This is a genomic window from Escherichia sp. MOD1-EC5990 (genome assembly GCF_002965285.1).
Taxonomy (GTDB): domain Bacteria; phylum Pseudomonadota; class Gammaproteobacteria; order Enterobacterales; family Enterobacteriaceae; genus Escherichia; species Escherichia coli_F.
Genome location: NZ_PTRV01000009.1, coordinates 51,582 through 71,973 on the forward strand (window position 1 = coordinate 51,582; position 20,392 = coordinate 71,973).

The following is a 20,392-nucleotide window of genomic DNA, read 5'->3' on the forward strand; positions in this document are numbered from 1 at the left end:
TGCCGTTTATAAACCCATCCCTGGATGTGGAATAGCATACTCCGGTCCTATCTGTTTAGCGAGGTTTTGCACGGGTGGGCAGAACCTGAAAAAAAGGAACACAAATGCAAGCGGCAACTGTTGTGATTAACCGCCGCGCTCTGCGACACAACCTGCAACGTCTTCGTGAACTGGCACCTGCCAGTAAAATGGTTGCGGTGGTGAAAGCGAACGCTTATGGTCACGGTCTTCTTGAGACCGCGCGAACGCTCCCCGATGCTGACGCCTTTGGCGTAGCCCGTCTCGAAGAAGCTCTGCGACTGCGTGCGGGGGGAATCACCAAACCTGTACTGTTACTCGAAGGCTTTTTTGATGCCAGAGATCTACCGACGATTTCTGCGCAACATTTTCATACCGCCGTGCATAACGAAGAACAGCTTGCTGCGCTGGAAGAGGCCAGCCTGGACGAGCCGGTTACCGTCTGGATGAAACTCGATACCGGTATGCACCGTCTGGGCGTAAGGCCGGAACAGGCTGAGACGTTTTATCATCGCCTGACTCAGTGCAAAAACGTTCGTCAGCCGGTGAATATTGTCAGCCATTTTGCGCGCGCGGATGAGCCAAAATGCGGTGCAACCGAGAAACAACTCGATATCTTTAATACCTTTTGTGAAGGCAAACCTGGTCAACGTTCCATTGCCGCGTCGGGGGGCATTCTGCTGTGGCCACAGTCACATTTTGACTGGGTGCGCCCGGGCATCATTCTTTACGGTGTCTCGCCGCTGGAAGATCGCTCCACCGGTGCCGATTTTGGCTGTCAGCCGGTAATGTCATTGACCTCCAGCCTGATTGCTGTGCGTGAGCATAAAGCCGGAGAGCCTGTCGGTTATGGTGGAACCTGGGTAAGCGAACGTAATACCCGTCTTGGCGTAGTCGCTATGGGTTATGGCGATGGTTATCCGCGCGCCGCGCCGTCCGGTACGCCAGTGCTGGTGAACGGTCGCGAAGTGCCGATTGTCGGGCGAGTCGCGATGGATATGATCTGCGTCGACTTAGGTCCACAGGCGCAGGATAAAGCCGGGGACCCGGTCATTTTATGGGGCGAAGGTTTGCCCGTAGAACGTATCGCTGAAATGACGAAAGTGAGCGCTTACGAACTTATCACGCGCCTGACTTCAAGGGTCGCGATGAAATACGTGGATTAATACCCGTCTCCAGGGAGGGACAATGTCTTATTCAGAAATCGCCGCGTGTCTGGCATACGCGGTTTCCGTCTGGCTGGCCGCCAGAAACAATGTGCATACGTGGTGGATCGGCATAATTGGTAGCATGCTGTATGGCTGGGTTTTTTGGTCCGTGCAACTCTATGCCGATGTCACGCTCCAGTTATTCTTCATCGCAACCAGCATCATCGGTTGGATCCACTGGCTGAAAGGTCAGGGTGGCGATGTCTTGCCGGTGCGCCGGACGCAAGCCAGTCACTTTTTCCTCTTGTTGCTCTGTGCCGTCGTCGTGGCAGGTGGCTACGGCTTTTTGCTCCACACCTTTACCAATGCCTGGGCCCCCTGGCTGGATTCGTTGATTTTGACCTTCAGCGTTCTGGCACAATTCATGTTGATGGGAAGACGTATCGAAAACTGGTACGTCTGGTTAGCAGTGAATACCCTGGCGGTGCCACTGTATATGACGCGTGGTTTAAACTTGACCGCCGGTTTATATTTCCTGTTCTGGATTAACGCCTGGCATGGTTTGTATCAGTGGCGCAAGGAGCTGCGGGCATCATGAAGCCTTTCGTAACGGGACTGGTGGTTGGCAAATTCGCGCCTTTGCATTGTGGTCATGAACGGTTGATCAATACCGCGCTGGCACAATGTGAAGAACTGTTCATCATCAGTTATTCCGTGCCGGAAATGCCTGACTGTGAACCTGAAAAGCGCCTGACGTGGCTGCAAGTGAGCTTCCCGCGAGCGACGGTTCTGGTACTGACTCCCGAACTGATCGCGCGTTATAACTTACCTGCCATACCGCATAATGATGCCGATGCCGACATCCATCGTCATTATGTGGCGACGCTGTGCCTGCAGGTATTACATTGCCGCCCACACGCTGTATTTACCGCAGAAGATTATGGTGACGGTTTTGCTAAAGTGCTGACAAAGCGTTTTGCCCAACCTGTTGAACACATTCGATTACAGCGTCCACTTGGCGATAAATCTCCTTCGGGAACGCTGATTCGTTCCGACGTTCACCGCTATCGTTACATGCTGGCGCACGACGTTTATCGCAGTTTCGTTCGCCGTATCTGTCTGCTTGGTGGCGAATCAACCGGTAAGAGCACACTTTCAAAAGCGCTGGCGGACGTGCTCGACACGGCGTATGTCGCTGAATTTGGTCGCGACTATTGGGAAGAGAAAAATGGTGTTTTAACCGCAGACGATTTGTTGCATATCGCCCGCGAACAGGTACGTCGGGAACAACAAGCAGAAGCTAATCGCTATCTTATATGTGACACATCGCCACTCACGACCTTGTTCTATACCCTTGATCAATATGGTCATGCCCCGAAGGAACTTCACCAGCTGGCGGAGCGGGAATACTCTCTGGTGGTGCTTTGCGGCGCGGAATTTCCCTTTGTGCAGGATGGCACCCGGCAAGGAGAGGCGTTTCGCGCGCGGCAGCAGGCGTGGTACGAACAGGAATTATCGCGCAGGAACATTCCTTATCTTTCGGTTTCGGGTTCGCTGCAAGAGCGACTGGGGCAAATTCTTCATCAACTTCCCGACTGACTTTGAACATCCACTCGATCTTCGCCTTCTTCCGGTTTATTGTGGTTTAACCACCTGCCCGTAAACCTGGAGAACCATCGCGTGTTTCAAAAAGTTGACGCCTACGCTGGCGACCCGATTCTTACGCTTATGGAGCGTTTCAAAGAAGACCCTCGCAGCGACAAAGTGAATTTAAGTATCGGTCTGTACTACAACGAAGACGGAATTATTCCCCAACTGAAAGCCGTGGCGGATGCGGAAGTGCGCCTGAATGCGCAGCCTCATGGCGCTTCGCTTTATTTACCGATAGAAGGGCTTAACAGCTATCGCCATGCTATTACGCCGCTGCTGTTTGGTGCGGACCATCCGGTAATGCAACAACAGCGCGTAGCAACCATTCAAACCCTTGGCGGCTCAGGGGCATTGAAAGTGGGCGCTGACTTCCTGAAGCGTTACTTCCCGGAATCAGGCGTATGGGTCAGCGATCCCACCTGGGAAAACCACGTAGCAATATTCGCCGGGGCTGGTTTCGAAGTGAGTACTTACCCCTGGTACGACAAAGCAACCAACGGCGTGCGTTTTAATGACCTGTTAGCGACGCTGGAAACATTACCTGCCCGCAGTATTGTGTTGCTGCATCCATGCTGCCACAACCCAACCGGTGCCGATCTCACCAATGACCAGTGGGATGCGGTGATTGAAATTCTCAAAGCCCGCGAGCTTATCCCATTTCTTGATATTGCCTATCAAGGATTTGGTGCCGGTATGGAAGAAGATGCCTACGCCATTCGCGCCATTGCCAGCGCGGGATTACCTGCTCTGGTGAGCAATTCGTTCTCGAAAATTTTCTCCCTTTACGGCGAGCGCGTCGGCGGACTTTCTGTGCTGTGTGAAGATGCCGAAGCCGCAGGGCGCGTACTGGGGCAATTGAAAGCAACAGTTCGCCGCAACTACTCCAGCCCGCCGAATTTTGGTGCGCAGGTGGTGGCTGCGGTGCTGAATGACGAGGCATTGAAAGCCAGCTGGCTGGCGGAAGTCGAAGAGATGCGTACTCGCATTCTGGCGATGCGTCAGGAACTGGTGAAGGTATTGAGCACAGAAATGCCAGAACGCAATTTCGATTATCTGCTTAATCAGCGCGGTATGTTCAGTTATACCGGTTTAAGTGCCGCTCAGGTTGACCGACTACGTGAAGAATTTGGTGTCTATCTCATCGCCAGCGGTCGCATGTGTGTCGCCGGGTTAAATACGGCAAATGTACAACGTGTGGCAAAGGCGTTTGCTGCGGTGATGTAATGTCGTTGGCAGGCGGATGAACAGCCGCCTGCTCAATCATCAATAAGTGGGTATACGTATTTTTTCGGCTAATCGTACAAAGGAATGGGTTCTGATAATCGATATTTCCTACTGAGAAAATAGAAGTTTTTATATCCGAATATTTTTACACAATAGAGAGCCATTAAGTTATTAAATACAACAAACATAGTCTGATCGCATGTGATCCTGCTCCCTTTCTTAACAAAAGCCGTAGATAACCCTTTTATTCCCTGGCAGCTGGCGTTATGGTCAGATGGTTTTTGCAACAAATCTCATAATAAAACGTTTCAATAGACTGACTATTTAGGGAAAAATATGCGCAAGATCACACAGGCTTTGAGTGCCGTTTGCTTATTGTTCGCTCTAAACAGTTCCGCTGTTGCCCTTGCCTCGTCACCTTCACCGCTTAATCCTGGTACTAACGTTGCCAGACTTGCAGAGCAGGCTCCTGTTCATTGGGTTTCAGTCACACAAATAGAAAATAGCCTCGCAGGGCGTCCGCCAATGGCGGTGGGGTTTGATATCGATGACACGGTACTTTTTTCCAGTCCGGGCTTCTGGCGCGGCAAAAAAACCTTCTCGCCAGAAAGCGAAGATTATCTGAAAAATCCTGTGTTCTGGGAAAAAATGAACAATGGCTGGGATGAATTCAGCATTCCAAAAGAGGTCGCTCGCCAGCTGATTGATATGCATGTACGCCGCGGTGACGCGATCTTCTTTGTGACTGGTCGTAGCCCGACCAAAACAGAAACGGTGTCAAAAACGCTGGCGGATAATTTTCACATTCCTGCCACCAACATGAATCCGGTAATTTTTGCAGGCGATAAACCAGGTCAAAATACAAAATCGCAATGGCTACAGGATAAAAATATCCGAATTTTTTATGGCGATTCCGATAACGATATTACCGCCGCACGCGAAGTCGGCGCTCGTGGTATCCGCATTCTGCGCGCCTCCAACTCTACCTACAAACCCTTGCCACAAGCGGGTGCGTTTGGTGAAGAGGTGATCGTCAATTCAGAATACTGACAGAGCGGGAGAGCGTGATGCTCTCCCGAATGCTGTTTTTTTAATCACACCTTTATCCTTTCGCTGTCTTGCTGCAAACTGATTAAGAGAGTTTTATCAAGGAGCAGCACATGTGGTATCAAAAGACGCTCACGCTTAGCGCCAAATCTCGTGGATTTCATCTGGTAACGGATGAAATACTGCATCAGCTGGCTGATATGCCGCGCGTTAACATCGGTTTACTGCATCTGTTGCTGCAACATACCTCCGCCTCTCTGACACTTAATGAGAACTGCGATCCCACCGTACGCCACGACATGGAGCGTTTTTTCCTCCGCACCGTTCCCGATAACGGAAATTATGAGCATGACTATGAGGGAGCAGACGATATGCCTTCTCATATCAAATCCTCAATGCTGGGAACATCGCTTGTATTGCCGGTGCATAAAGGGCGTATTCAGACCGGCACCTGGCAAGGCATCTGGCTGGGGGAACATCGCATCCACGGCGGATCGCGTCGCATCATCGCGACACTACAAGGGGAGTAAAAAATGACCATTTCGGAGTTGCTACAATATTGCATGGCAAAACCAGGCGCAGAACAGAGCGTGCATAACGACTGGAAAGCGACGCAGATCAAAGTGGAAGATGTACTGTTTGCGATGGTGAAAGAAGTAGAAAATCGCCCAGCTGTTTCGCTGAAAACCAGCCCGGAGCTGGCTGAGCTGCTACGACAGCAGCACAGCGATGTGCGTCCAAGCCGCCATCTGAATAAAGCGCACTGGAGCACCGTGTATCTCGACGGATCGCTACCGGATTCGCAAATCTATTATCTGGTGGATGCGTCTTATCAGCAGGCGGTGAATTTGCTGCCGGAAGAAAAACGTAAATTGCTGGTGCAACTCTGAAAGGAAAAGGCCGCTCAGAAAGCGGCCTTAACGATTACAGCATCGGCTTGAGGAAGCGCGCCGTATGCGAAGCTTCGCACTCCGCGACGGTTTCTGGTGTACCGGAGACGAGGATCTCGCCGCCGCCACTGCCGCCTTCCGGCCCCAGGTCGACAATCCAGTCAGCGGTTTTGATCACGTCGAGATTGTGCTCAATCACCACGATGGTATTGCCCTGATCGCGCAGTTTATGCAGTACGTCGAGCAGTTGCTGAATATCGGCGAAGTGCAGACCGGTGGTCGGCTCGTCGAGAATATACAGTGTCTGCCCGGTGCCGCGTTTTGACAGCTCACGCGCCAGCTTCACGCGCTGGGCTTCACCACCAGAAAGCGTGGTTGCGGACTGCCCGAGGCGAATGTACGTCAGGCCAACGTCCATCAACGTTTGCAGCTTACGCGCCAGAGCTGGCACCGCATCAAAGAACTCACGCGCCTCTTCGATGGTCATATCCAGCACTTCGTGGATGGTTTTGCCTTTGTACTTAATCTCCAGCGTTTCACGGTTATAGCGTTTACCTTTGCACTGGTCGCACGGTACGTAAATGTCCGGCAGGAAGTGCATCTCCACTTTGATCACGCCGTCGCCCTGACAGGCTTCGCAGCGTCCGCCACGGACGTTAAAGCTGAAACGTCCTGGCGTATAACCGCGCGCACGGGATTCCGGTACGCCCGCAAACAGTTCGCGCACAGGCGTAAACACGCCGGTATAGGTCGCCGGGTTAGAACGCGGAGTACGACCAATTGGGCTTTGGTCGATATCGATCACTTTATCGAAATGCTCCAGCCCCTGAATATCGCGATAAGGTGCCGGTTCGGCGATGGTCGCACCATTCAACTGGCGTTGGGCAATCGGGAACAGTGTGTCGTTAATCAGCGTCGATTTACCGGAACCTGAAACCCCTGTGATGCAGGTAAACAGACCGACTGGCAGCGTCAGCGTCACGTCTTTCAGGTTATTACCACGTGCGCCTGTCAGCTTCAGCACTTTTTCCGGATTCGCCGGAACGCGTTTCTTCGGCACTTCAATCTTGCGTTTGCCGCTCATGTACTGCCCGGTTAACGACTCAGGCACCGCCATAATCGCTTCCAGGGGACCTTCCGCGACTACTTCACCGCCGTGTACACCTGCGCCCGGGCCAATGTCGATCACATGGTCAGCGGCGCGAATCGCGTCTTCGTCGTGCTCCACCACAATCACGGTATTACCGAGATCGCGCAGATGGATAAGCGTACCCAGCAGGCGCTCGTTATCGCGCTGGTGCAGGCCGATAGACGGCTCATCGAGCACGTACATAACGCCAACCAGGCCCGCACCAATCTGGCTCGCCAGACGGATACGCTGGGCTTCACCGCCAGAAAGCGTTTCTGCCGAGCGGGAAAGTGTCAGGTAATTCAGGCCGACGTTAACGAGGAATTTCAGGCGATCGCCAATCTCCTTAAGAATTTTTTCCGCAATCTTCGCTCGTTGACCTGCGAGTTTGAGATTGTTGAAGAATTCCATCGCATGACCGATGCTCATGTCGGAGATAGCAGGCAGCGGCGTATTCTCGACATACACATGGCGCGCTTCCCGACGCAGACGCGTTCCTTCGCAGCTGGCGCACGGGCGATTGCTGATAAACTTGGCTAATTCTTCGCGTACCGCACTGGATTCCGTCTCTTTATAACGGCGCTCCATATTGTGCAGCACGCCTTCGAACGGATGACGACGAATGGAGGTATCGCCACGATCGTTCATGTATTTGAATTCAATGTTTTCTTTGCCAGAACCGTACAACACCACTTTATGCACATTCGCGCTCAGGCTGCCCCACGGCGCTTCGACGTCGAACTTATAGTGATCTGCCAGCGATTTCAGCATCTGGAAGTAATAGAAGTTGCGGCGATCCCAGCCTCGGATCGCACCGCCAGCCAGCGACAGTTCCGGGTTTTGGATCACGCGATCAGGATCGAAATATTGCTGTACGCCAAGGCCGTCACAGGTCGGGCAGGCCCCCGCCGGGTTGTTAAACGAAAACAGTCGCGGCTCCAGTTCACGCATACTGTAGCCGCAAATTGGACAAGCGAAGTTCGCTGAGAAAAGCAGCTCTTCCGCTTTTGGATCGTCCATATCAGCAACCACCGCTGTACCACCGGAAAGCTCTAGCGCGGTTTCAAACGACTCGGCAAGACGTTGGGTAAGATCGTCACGCACCTTGAAGCGATCAACCACCACTTCAATGGTGTGTTTCTTTTGCAGTTCCAGTTTCGGCGGATCGGAAAGATCGCAGACTTCGCCATCAATACGAGCACGGATGTAACCCTGGCTTGCCAGATTTTCCAGCGTTTTGGTGTGTTCGCCTTTGCGCTCTTTAATGATTGGCGCGAGCAGCATCAGGCGTTTACCTTCCGGCTGCGACAGCACGTTATCCACCATCTGGCTGACGGTTTGCGCCGCCAGCGGTACATCGTGGTCCGGGCAGCGCGGCTCACCGACGCGGGCGAACAACAAACGCAAATAGTCGTGGATTTCGGTGATTGTCCCCACCGTAGAACGCGGGTTATGAGACGTCGATTTCTGCTCAATCGAGATGGCAGGAGAAAGCCCCTCAATATGATCGACGTCCGGCTTTTCCATCAGTGACAGAAACTGCCGCGCGTAGGCGGAAAGGGATTCAACGTAACGGCGCTGCCCTTCGGCATATAAGGTGTCGAAAGCGAGCGAGGATTTGCCAGAACCCGAAAGCCCGGTCACGACAATGAGCTTGTCGCGGGGGATAACGAGGTTGATGTTTTTGAGATTATGGGTGCGGGCGCCCCGAACTTCGATCTTATCCATTCACCTTTCCCGGATTAAACGCTTTTTTGCCCGGTGGCATGGTGCTACCGGCGATCACAAACGGTTAATTATGACACAAATTGACCTGAATGAATATACAGTATTGGAATGCATTACCCGGAGTGTTGTGTAACAATGCCTGGCCAGGTTTGTTTCCCTGAACCGAGGCCACAACATAGTAAAAGCGCTATTGGTAATGGTACAATCGCGCGTTTACACTTATTCAGAACGATTTTTTTTCAGGAGACACGAACATGGCCAGCAGAGGCGTAAACAAGGTTATTCTCGTTGGTAATCTGGGTCAGGACCCGGAAGTACGCTACATGCCAAATGGTGGCGCAGTTGCCAACATTACGCTGGCTACTTCCGAATCCTGGCGTGATAAAGCGACCGGCGAGATGAAAGAGCAGACTGAATGGCACCGCGTTGTGCTGTTCGGCAAACTGGCAGAAGTAGCCAGCGAATATCTGCGTAAAGGTTCTCAGGTTTATATCGAAGGTCAGCTGCGTACCCGCAAATGGACCGATCAATCCGGTCAAGATCGCTACACCACTGAAGTTGTGGTAAACGTTGGCGGCACCATGCAGATGCTGGGCGGCCGTCAGGGCGGTGGCGCACCTGCAGGTGGCAATATCGGTGGTGGTCAGCCGCAGGGCGGTTGGGGTCAGCCTCAGCAGCCGCAGGGCGGCAATCAGTTCAGCGGCGGCGCGCAGTCTCGCCCGCAGCAGTCTGCTCCGGCAGCACCGTCTAATGAGCCGCCGATGGACTTTGATGACGATATTCCGTTCTGATTTGTCATTAAAACAATAGGTTATATTGTTTTAAGGTGGATGATTAAAGCATCTGCCAGCCATAAAAAAAGAAGCCTCCGTTATGGAGGCTTCTACATATCAAGTCAAAATCATTGGCCACTGTGGTGGTGTCTGATTCATCTGCTCCATCATCACCGACTCGATGTTGTGCCAGATGGCGGTGATATCCGCCATTGTGATGCCAAGCAATCCCATAGCGAACCAGCAGGCGGAAACCACGCCGAGACCGCTGCTGATCACTGCAAGTCCGATATAATCAGACCGACGAAAACGGATGTTAAGCGTGCTGGCCAGAAACATCATTACGGCACTAAGAAGTTGCCAGCGAAGAAGAACCACGCCAGTGGTGAGGGTAGCCATCAAACAATTCCTCTGAAAAGAGCCGATGCCCTGGACAGCGCGGCGTTGTTCACGGGAGGCGTGATACAATCTGGCTATCGCGGGGCTTGCAGAACACAAAAAAGAAACACTCTGTTTGTTTCATTAATTTTGTGAACTATATCACAATTGATTGTTTGTTAGCCAGATTAGGCCGTGACTTTTATTGCCGTACAGATTATGTGTTTTTTCAGCGGCATTAAGGGCATATCTTCCCGCCGCCTCTGCATTCCTGTAGGAAATTAATTTTGAATATCAATGAATTATTTTTATTCAGGTGACGATTAAAAAGGTATCAATTTCAAATCAGGCAAAAGTGCTATTTATACCGTAAGATTTATCTAAAGACGTCGATAACCAGGGTTCTCGCCTTGCAATGACCGGGTATAAACAGGCAGGAAATTGATAGCAATGAGTCATCATGCACGACACCAATTACTGGCGTTGCCGGGCATTATCTTTTTAGTTCTCTTTCCCATCATTCTGTCGCTATGGATTGCCTTCCTTTGGGCAAAATCAGAAGTGAATAGTCAGCTCCAAACTTTTGCTCAGCTGGCGCTGGATAAATCCGAGCTGGTCATTCGCCAGGCAGATTTAGTGAGCGATGCAGCAGAACGCTATCAGGGGCAAGTTTGCACTCCGGCCCATCAAAAGCGAATGTTGAATATTATTCGTGGCTATCTTTATATTAATGAATTGATCTATGCCCGTGATAACCATTTTTTATGCTCATCGCTGATAGCGCCTGTAAACGGTTATACGATTGCACCGGCCGATTATAAGCGTGAACCTAACGTTTCTATCTATTATTACCGCGATACGCCTTTTTTCTCTGGCTATAAAATGACCTATATGCAGCGGGGAAATTATGTGGCGGTCATCAACCCTCTATTCTGGAGTGAAGTGATGTCTGATGATCCGACATTGCAATGGGGTGTGTATGATACGGTAACGAAAACCTTTTTCTCGTTAAGCAACGAGGCCTCGGCAGCAACGTTTTCTCCGCTGATTCATTTGAATGATTTAACCGTACAAAGAAATGGCTATTTATATGCGACAGTTTATTCGACAAAACGCCCAATTGCAGCCATTGTTGCGACTTCATATCAACGTCTTATAGCGCATTTTTATAATCATCTTATTTTTGCGTTACCCGCCGGCATTTTGGGGAGTCTTGTTCTGTTATTACTCTGGCTACGTATTCGACAAAACTATTTGTCTCCCAAACGCAAATTGCAACGCGCCCTCGAAAAACATCAACTTTGCCTTTATTACCAGCCAATAATCGATATCAAAACAGAAAAATGTATCGGCGCTGAAGCATTGTTACGTTGGCCTGGTGAGCAGGGGCAAGTAATGAATCCGGCAGAGTTTATTCCGCTGGCAGAAAAGGAGGGAATGATCGGACAGGTAACTGATTATGTTATTGATAATGTCTTCCGCGATCTGGGCGCGTACCTGGCAACACATGCCGATCGCTATGTTTCTATTAACCTGTCGGCCTCCGATTTTCATACGTCACGGTTGATAGCGCGAACCAATCAGAAAACAGAGCAATACGCGGTGCGTCCACAGCAAATTAAATTTGAAGTGACTGAACATGCATTTCTTGATGTCGACAAAATGACACCAATTATTCTGGCTTTCCGCCAGGCCGGTTACGAAGTGGCAATTGATGATTTTGGTATTGGCTACTCTAACTTGCATAACCTTAAATCATTGAATGTTGATATTTTGAAAATCGATAAATCGTTTGTTGAGACGCTGACCACCCATAAAACCAGTCATTTGATTGCGGAACACATCATCGAGCTGGCGCACAGCCTGGGGCTGAAAACGATTGCAGAAGGGGTAGAAACTGAGGATCAGGTTAACTGGCTGCGCAAACGCGGCGTGCGTTATTGCCAGGGATGGTTCTTTGCGAAGGCGATGCCGCCGCAGGTGTTTATGCAATGGATGGAGCAATTACCCGCGCGGGGGTTAACGCGCGGGCAATAAAACTACAGGCGGTGGCGATAATCGCTGGGAGTGCGATCAAACTGCCGACGGAAAACGCGGGAGAAGGTCTGCTGCGAGACATAACCCAGGTCCATTGCGATATCAAAAATCGGACGCTCGGTGGTGCGCAACTCAACGGCGGCCAGTAACAGGCGGCGTTGGCGAATATAATCACCAAGTGTCTGATGCGTCACCGTGCGGAACATCCGCTGTAAGTACCACTTTGAATAGCCTGATTTTTTTGCGACGACATCAATGTTAAGCGGCTGGTCAATATGCTCGTCAATCCATGCGATAAGATCCTGAATAATTTTCTGATGGGACATAAATCTGCCTCTTTTCAGTGTTCAGTTCGTTAATTCATCTGTTGGGGAGTATAATTCCTCAAGTTAACTTGAGGTAAAGCGATTTATGGAAAAGAAATTACCCCGCATTAAAGCGCTGCTAACCCCCGGCGAAGTGGCAAAACGCAGCGGTGTGGCGGTATCGGCGCTGCATTTCTATGAAAGCAAAGGGTTGATTAGCAGTATTCGTAATAGTGGCAATCAGCGGCGATATAAACGTGATGTGTTGCGATATGTCGCAATCATCAAAATTGCTCAGCGTATTGGCATTCCGCTGGCGACCATTCGTGAAGCGTTTGGCGTGTTGCCCGAAGGGCATACATTAAGTGCGAAAGAGTGGAAACAGCTTTCGTCCCAATGGCGAGAAGAGTTGGATCGGCGCATTCATACCTTAGTGGCGCTGCGTGACGAACTGGACGGATGTATTGGTTGTGGCTGCCTTTCGCGCAGTGATTGCCCATTGCGTAACCCGGGCGACCGCTTAGGAGAAGAAGGCACAGGCGCACGCTTGCTGGAAGATGAACAAAACTAAAGCGCCACAAGGGCGCTTTAGTTTGTTTTCCGGTCTTTGTCTTTCTCTCTATCCCGCTGGTACACAGGAGGGTTTCCCCCGACGTCAACACACCTCATTCGAGCACGTGGTGGAGGTTCCGGTTGGTGTTGATGCTTTAATTGTATGTCACCGGCGTTTCTTCGCCAGTGTAAAAGTATACTTTTTAGCCGCAATATTTTTGTCATCTCAGACGATTTTTTATCGCAATCCTGAACGGTATGCGGCTCGATAACGCTGCAATCTTGCGCATCGACGATAACGTTTGCGCATCAATTGCCTGGTTTTTCATCGTCAAGACAATAAAAGAGAAAAAAGCAGCAAACTTCGGTTGAAAAAGCCGCTATGATCGCCGGATAATCGTTTGCTTTTTTTACCACCCGTTTTGTATGCGCGGAGCTAAACGTTTGCTTTTTTGCGACGCACCAATTTGTCGCAAACCTGGAGCAGGAAGATAACGTTTCGCTGGCAGGGGATTGTCCGCCACGCATCTTGACGAAAATTAAACTCTCAGGGGATGTTTTCTTATGTCTACGCCATCAGCGCGTACCGGCGGTTCACTCGACGCCTGGTTTAAAATTTCACAACGTGGAAGCACTGTCCGTCAGGAAGTGGTTGCCGGGTTAACAACATTTCTGGCGATGGTCTACTCGGTTATCGTCGTTCCAGGCATGTTGGGTAAAGCAGGCTTCCCGCCTGCGGCAGTTTTCGTTGCGACCTGTCTGGTTGCCGGACTCGGTTCTATCGTGATGGGTCTGTGGGCTAATCTGCCGCTGGCGATTGGTTGCGCCATCTCCCTGACGGCGTTTACCGCATTCAGTCTGGTGCTGGGGCAACATATTAGCGTACCTGTCGCGCTGGGTGCCGTGTTCCTGATGGGTGTGCTGTTTACGATAATTTCTGCCACGGGTATCCGTAGCTGGATTTTGCGCAACTTGCCGCACGGTGTGGCGCACGGCACGGGGATCGGTATCGGTCTTTTCCTGCTGCTCATTGCCGCTAATGGTGTCGGTCTGGTGATTAAAAACCCGCTTGATGGTCTGCCCGTTGCGCTGGGTGATTTCGCGACCTTCCCGGTGATTATGTCACTGGTAGGTCTGGCGGTGATCATCGGCCTGGAAAAACTGAAAGTCCCTGGTGGCATTCTGCTGACCATTATCGGTATCTCAATTGTCGGTTTGATCTTCGATCCTAACGTCCATTTCTCCGGCGTTTTCGCTATGCCTTCATTGAGCGATGAAAACGGCAATTCACTGATTGGCAGCCTGGACATTATGGGCGCGCTGAATCCTGTGGTTCTGCCGAGCGTGCTGGCACTGGTGATGACTGCTGTTTTCGATGCCACCGGAACCATCCGGGCCGTCGCGGGCCAGGCAAACCTGCTGGATAAAGACGGGCAAATTATCGACGGCGGGAAAGCACTGACCACCGACTCCATGAGCAGTGTTTTCTCTGGTCTGGTGGGGGCAGCACCGGCAGCGGTATACATCGAGTCTGCGGCGGGTACAGCGGCGGGCGGAAAAACCGGTCTGACGGCTATCACCGTTGGCGTGTTGTTCCTGCTGATTCTGTTCCTCTCTCCACTCTCTTACCTCGTTCCGGGTTACGCAACGGCTCCGGCGCTGATGTACGTTGGCCTGCTGATGCTGAGTAATGTGGCGAAAATTGACTTTGCTGATTTTGTTGATGCGATGGCGGGTCTGGTAACAGCAGTATTCATCGTGCTGACCTGTAACATCGTAACAGGCATCATGATCGGCTTCGCGACTCTGGTGATTGGTCGTCTGGTTTCCGGAGAATGGCGCAAGTTGAACATCGGTACGGTCGTCATTGCCGTGGCGCTGGTGACCTTCTATGCGGGCGGCTGGGCTATCTAAGCTTTAATAAGATTCTGAAAACGGGTGGCAATGGCTGCCCGTTTTTATTTTCTCCGCACATTGTGTGAGCTTTTGCGATATTCTGAAAAAATGAGAATTCAGGCATAACGCCTTTCTCAGATCATAAAAAAACATCGCAAACAGGGAACGCATGGAAATCTTCTTCACCATACTGATAATGACCCTCGTGGTCTCGCTGTCCGGGGTGGCCACTCGTGTCATGCCCTTTCAGATCCCGCTTCCGCTTATGCAAATCGCCATCGGTGCGCTACTGGCGTGGCCGACGTTTGGTTTGCATGTGGAGTTTGATCCTGAACTCTTTTTAGTCTTGTTTATCCCGCCGTTGCTGTTCGCAGATGGCTGGAAAACGCCGACCCGTGAATTTCTCGAACATGGTCGGGAGATTTTCGGCCTCGCGCTGGCGCTGGTGGTGGTCACCGTGGTTGGCATTGGCTTCCTTATTTACTGGGTGGTGCCGGGCATTCCGCTGATTCCCGCCTTTGCGCTGGCGGCGGTGCTTTCTCCGACCGATGCTGTGGCGCTTTCCGGTATTGTTGGCGAAGGGCGCATCCCGAAAAAAATCATGGGTATTTTGCAGGGCGAAGCGTTGATGAATGACGCCTCCGGCCTGGTGTCATTAAAGTTTGCTGTGGCAGTGGCGATGGGGACGATGATCTTCACCGTCGGCGGTGCAACGGTGGAATTTATGAAAGTGGCAATAGGCGGTATTCTCGCCGGTTTTGTGGTGAGCTGGCTGTATGGTCGTTCGCTGCGATTCCTCAGCCGCTGGGGCGGTGATGAACCCGCGACGCAGATTGTACTGCTGTTCCTGCTGCCATTCGCTTCTTATCTGATTGCCGAACATATTGGCGTTTCCGGTATTCTTGCTGCGGTTGCCGCCGGGATGACCATCACCCGCTCCGGTGTAATGCGCCGTGCGCCGCTGGCGATGCGCCTGCGCGCAAACAGCACCTGGGCGATGCTGGAATTTGTCTTCAACGGCATGGTATTCCTGCTGTTAGGTCTGCAGCTGCCGGGTATTCTGGAGACGTCGCTGATGGCGGCAGAAATCGACCCTAACGTCGAAATCTGGATGCTGTTTACCGATATCATTCTGATTTATGCGGCGCTGATGCTGGTCCGTTTCGGCTGGCTGTGGACGATGAAAAAGTTCAGCAACCGCTTCCTGAAGAAGAAGCCGATGGAGTTTGGTTCGTGGACCACACGAGAAATCCTGATTGCGTCTTTTGCCGGGGTGCGTGGGGCGATCACACTAGCCGGTGTGCTCTCTATCCCGCTGCTCTTGCCGGATGGCAACGTCTTCCCGGCGCGCTATGAGTTGGTGTTCCTGGCGGCTGGCGTCATTCTCTTTTCGCTGTTTGTCGGCGTGGTGATGTTGCCCATTCTGCTACAACACATTGAAGTCGCGGACCATTCTCAACAATTGAAAGAGGAACGTATTGCGCGAGCGGCAACGGCAGAAGTGGCGATTGTGGCAATCCAGAAAATGGAGGAGCGTCTGGCGGCGGATACCGAAGAGAATATCGATAACCAGCTGCTCACGGAGGTCAGTTCTCGCGTCATTGGTAACCTGCGTCGTCGCGCCGATGGACGTAACGACGTTGAAAGTTCCGTGCAGGAAGAGAACCTTGAGCGTCGCTTCCGTCTGGCGGCATTGCGTTCTGAACGTGCTGAACTGTACCACCTGCGCGCCACGCGGGAGATCAGTAACGAAACGCTGCAAAAATTATTGCACGATCTCGATTTGCTTGAAGCGTTGTTGATTGAGGAAAATCAGTAAGCCGAAAGCGACGTAACCAGGCCCGAGGTAATCTGAAAAAGGTGCAATCTTTTGCACCTTTTTCAGATTACCTCGGGCTAACATTCATGATTCTAAAATAAATAAGTCAGAAGTCCGTGAGTATCTCTCTTTTAAAGTCAATTCATTGGCTATTCTTCGGCTTAATCTCAATCTGCGTATTGCATAGTATCTTCAGTGGTATTCATAGACACTTCCTGAATATTATGCTCAGTTTGTGACATGCCAGTATGAGTGGCACAATCCTCTTCAAAGAGTTTCTGTAGTGTTATCAGGATATCACTATTAATGGGAATATTATCCTCCCCACGGAGAATGGATATGCCCATTCCCTGGACGATAGCCTCATCGAAATTAACCCGATAGAAACGGGTATTAAACATCCAGGCTTTTGTTAAAATAGAACAGTTGAAATGGCAATTGCTTAAATTGGCATTATTAAAATTAGCATTAGCCATATTAGAATCGGTACATATAACCATTTCGAGGAACGTATTTGTCAGCCGCGTAAAAAAGAGTTTGCTATTAATTAAGTTTATATTCTGGAGGGTTGCTTTGTTCAGGTTGACGCGAGAAAGATTAGCATGTTCAAAGTTAATTAAATCGAGTTTAGAGAAACTAAGGTCGGCTCTAAATAAATTAACATATGGCGCTATTACTTTATAAAGATTCACCTCAGCCATGTACGCCATATAAAAATTTGAATAGTCAAGGAAGGTATTTTTAATTTTAGCTCTAATCATTGTTGCATTGAAGAATTCAACATGCATAGCGGAGCATGCATTTAGAGTTCCGTCAGTCATTTTTATCTGAGCGAAATTTGAGTCATCGAGAATACAATTATCAAAAATTATTTTTTCCATTATGGCAAAATTAAAATTCGTTTGATACATATTACAGCCCTGGAAAATAGCATTTTGTAGTCTGCAACCTGCAAAATCCGAATTGGATAAATCTTCATCTTTAATCCTGATACCTTTCAGGCTAAGGTGTGAAAAATCGTAACCACCATTTACTGTCTGTGGGATTTCGATAGTGTTATTATGGACAGTGACATTATTTATAAAATACACTACCTTAATTGACACTTCCTTATCTTTATTAAGGTAAACTCTTCTCGTAATTCTATCGTCATATTTATTACTTGCATATAAAGCTATATCTATAAAATATTTATGAATTTTCCTGTCCGTTTCTTTAGTGATTTTTCCTGATGGTAAAGTATCATAAGTTCTTTTCATTTTCTGAATCAAGCCTATCACTTTTTCATGATCATCCATTTTGAAAAGAGAGAGGGCTTTATTGTCAATTAACGTGTCTTTATGATGTTTGCTATAATTATCTGATTTTGTTTTCTTTGTATGTGATGGACTTGTGACAGAGTGGTTATCGTTAATCAGGCAAAGAGGGAAAAATATATTATTTAAACCATTATAGCGCATAAAATATCCTTATAATTAACAAGAAAGAAAAGGCATATTCTCTGCATTATCATTTTCTACGACTGTCAAAAATCGCTCATTTTTTATTGAGTTTATTTGTTTAATATTATGGGAAAAGATGATGCATATTGGAGAGGAAGAGTATTCCCCGATCAAGCGACCGGGGAAGGGTAGAGATTAATGCGCGCGGCCTTGCTCAACGCCAAAGCCGGTCTGGGAGCGGATAAACTGTGCACGGAACAGTTCACGCTCACGCGCACCTTCCGCTGAATTATCCGTTGCCGAGAAGAACCAGATGCCGAGGAATGCCACACTGATAGAGAACAGCGCCGGGTATTCGTACGGGAAGATGGCTTTTTCGTGACCGAGGATCTGTACCCAAATGGTAGGGCCGAGAATCATCAGTACCACTGCGGTAATCAGCCCCAGCCAGCCGCCCAGCATCGCGCCACGGGTGGTCAGTTTCGACCAGTACATGGAAAGCAGAATGATCGGGAAGTTACAGCTCGCCGCGATGGCAAACGCCAGGCCCACCATAAATGCGATGTTCTGATTCTCAAACAGCACGCCGAGGATAATCGCAATCACGCCCAAAATCAGGACGGTGATTTTCGATACTCGCAGTTCTTCTCGTTCAGTCGCGCCTTTTTTGAAGACGTTAGCGTACAGGTCATGCGAAACCGCGGAAGCGCCTGCCAGCGTCAGTCCCGCAACCACCGCAAGAATGGTGGCGAAAGCAACCGCTGAAATAAAGCCGAGGAACAGGTTGCCGCCCACCGCATTGGCCAGGTGAACTGCCGCCATGTTGTTACCACCAATCAGATGGCCCGCCGCGTCTTTATATTCCGGATTCGCACCGACCAGCATGATCGCGCCAAAGCCGATAATAAAGGTCAGGATATAGAAGTAGCCCATAAATCCGGTGGCGTAGAACACGCTCTTACGCGCTTCGCGGGCATCGCTGACCGTAAAGAAGCGCATCAGAATGTGCGGCAAACCAGCCGTACCAAACATCAGTCCTAGCCCCAGCGACAGCGCAGAGATTGGATCTTTCACCAGTCCGCCCGGCTTCATGATATCGACACCTTTCGGGTGTACCGCCATCGCTTCGCTGAACAGATTGTTGAAGCTAAAGCCGACGTGTTTCATCACCATAAAGGCCATAAAGCTGGCACCAAACAGTAACAGCACAGCTTTGATAATCTGTACCCAGGTGGTCGCCAGCATGCCGCCGAACAGGACGTACATCATCATCAGCACGCCGACCAGCACTACCGCAATGTGATAGTTAAGGCCAAACAGCAGCTCGATGAGTTTACCAGCCCCCACCATCTGGGCGATAAGGTAAAGCGCCACCACCACCAGAGAACCACAGGCCGAAAGAATACGGATTGGCCCCTGTTTCAGGCGGTAAGAGGCTACATCGGCAAAGGTGTAGCGACCGAGGTTACGCAGACGTTCGGCAATCAGGAACAGAATGATCGGCCAGCCCACCAGGAAGCCCAGCGAGTAAATTAAGCCATCATAGCCGGAGGTAAACACCAGCGCGGAGATACCCAAGAATGAGGCAGCGGACATATAGTCCCCGGCAATCGCCAGCCCGTTCTGAAAACCGGTGATATTGCCGCCTGCGGTGTAGTAGTCATTACGCGAACGTACGCGTTTTGACGCCCAGTAGGTAATACCGAGCGTAAACACGACGAAAATCAGGAACATAATAATTGCCTGCCAGTTCGTTGGCTGGCGCTCTACGGCCCCGCTAATAGCATCCGCGGCGTTAGCTGCGAAAGGGAGTGTGGCGGCAAGCGCCGTCAGAACTCTTTTCATGATGCTTGTACCTCATGCAGGACTTCATTATTAAGACGGTCGAATTCGCCGTTTGCCCGCCAGATGTAGATACCGGTGAGAACAAAGGAGATCACAATCACTCCAACACCAATCGGAATACCGCGTGTGACGCTGGTGTTCGGATTCAGCGGAGTGCCCAGCCAGCCGGGCGCGAAGGCGATCAGTAAAATAAAGCCGATATAAACTGCCAGCATAATAATCGACAGGATGGTGGCAAACCGTTGCCGTTTTTCGACTAACTCCCTGAAATGCGCATTGTCTTCTATCCGCTGATAAATAGTGCCATTCATCACAGATTCTCCAGAGGTAATGTAGGGATTGTTTTAATTCCCGCGCCCTTATGGGAGCGGGTTAACGCCCAGGTAACCCTCGCCGAATGTAGGCCAGATAAGGCGTTATACGCCGCATCCGGCAATCAATGCCTGATGCGACGCTGTCGCGTCTTATCAGGCCTACAAATCGTTTCCGACTTGTTGCCCGGATCGCATCC

The 20,392-nt window shown here is 50.4% G+C and carries 18 protein-coding genes; 12 read left to right on the forward strand and 6 right to left on the reverse strand.

Going from position 1 to position 20,392, the window contains the following annotated elements:
* Positions 1-104: 104 nt before the first annotated feature.
* The 7 genes from alr (at position 105) to BEB42_RS12565 (ending at position 5,977) form a co-directional block, all read left to right on the forward strand.
* The gene (gene alr, locus BEB42_RS12530; RefSeq protein ID WP_001147343.1) at positions 105-1,184 is read left to right on the forward strand and encodes an alanine racemase; all 1,080 of its coding nucleotides are present in this window, start codon (positions 105-107) and stop codon (positions 1,182-1,184) included.
* 22 nt (positions 1,185-1,206) lie between these two features.
* Entirely contained in the window at positions 1,207-1,764 is a 558-nt protein-coding gene (gene pnuC / locus BEB42_RS12535) for a nicotinamide riboside transporter PnuC (RefSeq protein ID WP_000122238.1), read from the forward strand.
* Positions 1,761-2,765, forward strand: a complete 1,005-nt coding sequence (locus tag BEB42_RS12540) for an AAA family ATPase (protein ID WP_024218679.1) — start codon at positions 1,761-1,763, stop codon at positions 2,763-2,765. Before pnuC ends, BEB42_RS12540 begins: the two co-directional genes overlap by 4 nt.
* An 81-nt stretch (positions 2,766-2,846) precedes the next feature.
* Positions 2,847-4,040, forward strand: a complete 1,194-nt coding sequence (gene tyrB / locus BEB42_RS12545) for an aromatic amino acid transaminase (protein ID WP_105267410.1) — start codon at positions 2,847-2,849, stop codon at positions 4,038-4,040.
* 336 nt (positions 4,041-4,376) lie between these two features.
* Positions 4,377-5,090, forward strand: coding sequence for an acid phosphatase AphA (gene aphA / locus BEB42_RS12555; protein WP_001353538.1), 714 nt, complete (start codon positions 4,377-4,379; stop codon positions 5,088-5,090).
* Between the two features lie 110 nt (positions 5,091-5,200).
* The gene (locus BEB42_RS12560) at positions 5,201-5,617 is read left to right on the forward strand and encodes a secondary thiamine-phosphate synthase enzyme YjbQ (protein WP_000270364.1); all 417 of its coding nucleotides are present in this window, start codon (positions 5,201-5,203) and stop codon (positions 5,615-5,617) included.
* 3 nt (positions 5,618-5,620) lie between these two features.
* The gene (locus BEB42_RS12565; protein WP_000155657.1) at positions 5,621-5,977 is read left to right on the forward strand and encodes an MmcQ/YjbR family DNA-binding protein; all 357 of its coding nucleotides are present in this window, start codon (positions 5,621-5,623) and stop codon (positions 5,975-5,977) included.
* 34 nt (positions 5,978-6,011) lie between these two features.
* Here the strand turns inward: BEB42_RS12565 and uvrA are convergent, their stop codons facing one another.
* On the reverse strand, positions 6,012-8,834 hold the full coding sequence (gene uvrA / locus BEB42_RS12570; RefSeq protein WP_000357740.1) for an excinuclease ABC subunit UvrA: 2,823 nt from the start codon (positions 8,832-8,834) through the stop codon (positions 6,012-6,014).
* Between the two features lie 254 nt (positions 8,835-9,088).
* Here uvrA and ssb1 point away from each other — a divergent pair, with 254 nt between their 5' ends.
* Positions 9,089-9,625 carry a single-stranded DNA-binding protein SSB1 gene (gene ssb1 / locus BEB42_RS12575; RefSeq protein WP_000168305.1) on the forward strand — a complete coding sequence of 179 codons (537 nt, stop codon included), beginning with the start codon at positions 9,089-9,091 and terminating at the stop codon, positions 9,623-9,625.
* 99 nt (positions 9,626-9,724) lie between these two features.
* Here the strand turns inward: ssb1 and BEB42_RS12580 are convergent, their stop codons facing one another.
* Positions 9,725-10,006: a YjcB family protein gene (locus BEB42_RS12580; RefSeq protein WP_001353535.1), complete on the reverse strand. Its 282-nt coding sequence runs from the start codon at positions 10,004-10,006 to the stop codon at positions 9,725-9,727.
* A gap of 429 nt (positions 10,007-10,435) precedes the next feature.
* Between BEB42_RS12580 and pdeC the strand changes: the two genes are divergently transcribed.
* Complete coding sequence (gene pdeC / locus BEB42_RS12590; protein ID WP_032304297.1) at positions 10,436-12,022, forward strand: c-di-GMP phosphodiesterase PdeC; 1,587 nt, start codon at positions 10,436-10,438, stop codon at positions 12,020-12,022.
* Positions 12,023-12,024: 2 nt separating this feature from the next.
* Here the strand turns inward: pdeC and soxS are convergent, their stop codons facing one another.
* Complete coding sequence (gene soxS, locus BEB42_RS12595; protein WP_000019358.1) at positions 12,025-12,348, reverse strand: superoxide response transcriptional regulator SoxS; 324 nt, start codon at positions 12,346-12,348, stop codon at positions 12,025-12,027.
* An 85-nt stretch (positions 12,349-12,433) separates the two neighbouring features.
* Between soxS and soxR the strand changes: the two genes are divergently transcribed.
* From soxR to BEB42_RS12625, 3 genes are all read left to right on the forward strand, one after another.
* Positions 12,434-12,898, forward strand: a complete 465-nt coding sequence (gene soxR / locus BEB42_RS12600) for a redox-sensitive transcriptional activator SoxR (protein ID WP_000412424.1) — start codon at positions 12,434-12,436, stop codon at positions 12,896-12,898.
* A gap of 545 nt (positions 12,899-13,443) precedes the next feature.
* Complete coding sequence (gene ghxP, locus BEB42_RS12620) at positions 13,444-14,793, forward strand: guanine/hypoxanthine transporter GhxP (RefSeq protein ID WP_000106871.1); 1,350 nt, start codon at positions 13,444-13,446, stop codon at positions 14,791-14,793.
* A 151-nt stretch (positions 14,794-14,944) separates the two neighbouring features.
* Positions 14,945-16,594: a Na+/H+ antiporter gene (locus BEB42_RS12625; RefSeq protein WP_000402186.1), complete on the forward strand. Its 1,650-nt coding sequence runs from the start codon at positions 14,945-14,947 to the stop codon at positions 16,592-16,594.
* A gap of 167 nt (positions 16,595-16,761) precedes the next feature.
* On the opposite strand, the gene BEB42_RS12630 is transcribed toward BEB42_RS12625, so the two are convergent.
* From BEB42_RS12630 to BEB42_RS12640, 3 genes are all read right to left on the reverse strand, one after another.
* Positions 16,762-18,054: a pentapeptide repeat-containing protein gene (locus BEB42_RS12630; protein ID WP_001270073.1), complete on the reverse strand. Its 1,293-nt coding sequence runs from the start codon at positions 18,052-18,054 to the stop codon at positions 16,762-16,764.
* Between the two features lie 177 nt (positions 18,055-18,231).
* The gene (actP, locus tag BEB42_RS12635; protein ID WP_000832548.1) at positions 18,232-19,881 is read right to left on the reverse strand and encodes a cation/acetate symporter ActP; all 1,650 of its coding nucleotides are present in this window, start codon (positions 19,879-19,881) and stop codon (positions 18,232-18,234) included.
* On the reverse strand, positions 19,878-20,192 hold the full coding sequence (locus tag BEB42_RS12640) for a DUF485 domain-containing protein (protein WP_001014565.1): 315 nt from the start codon (positions 20,190-20,192) through the stop codon (positions 19,878-19,880). Before BEB42_RS12640 ends, actP begins: the two co-directional genes overlap by 4 nt.
* Between the last annotated feature and the right edge of the window lie 200 nt (positions 20,193-20,392).